1 protein-coding gene is annotated in these 392 nt (G+C 47.2%); it reads right to left on the reverse strand.

Going from position 1 to position 392, the window contains the following annotated elements; all coding sequences use genetic code 11:
• Positions 1-51: 51 nt before the first annotated feature.
• Positions 52-357, reverse strand: coding sequence for a choline transporter (locus NE664_15400; protein ID MCQ4728018.1), 306 nt, complete (start codon positions 355-357; stop codon positions 52-54).
• Between the last annotated feature and the right edge of the window lie 35 nt (positions 358-392).

Here is a 392-nt window from a genome sequence, read left to right on the forward strand (position 1 = left end):
TGGTAATTCCAATCCTCTCATTCTTTTTCAAACATCCAAATGTAAATCCGGTCAGTCAGCTGCAACGACACTGAACAGAATACTGCCGTCGCTGTTAACTCCATCTTCCGTCCAGCTGATATACACTCTGGAGCCGTCTTCCGCGATAAAATACGTTTTTCCGTCTTCATCCGTCATGAGTTCAGGCGTAAATCCCGGCTGTGCCTCCACACTGCTTATCACTGCAGAATCGAGTACGATGGATTTACTGGTATCCGCCTGTACGTCTTTTCCCTCCGCAGATGCGGTAAACGCCAGCGACGTGGTTATCATGGCTGCCGCAGCCAGACCGGCTGCTGTTTTGTGTTTTAACATCATAATTGCCTCCTGTGATTGATTATTTTATTTTTGCC

Origin of the sequence: Anaerotignum faecicola (genome assembly GCA_024460105.1) — a bacterium.
GTDB lineage: Bacteria > Bacillota > Clostridia > Lachnospirales > Anaerotignaceae > JANFXS01.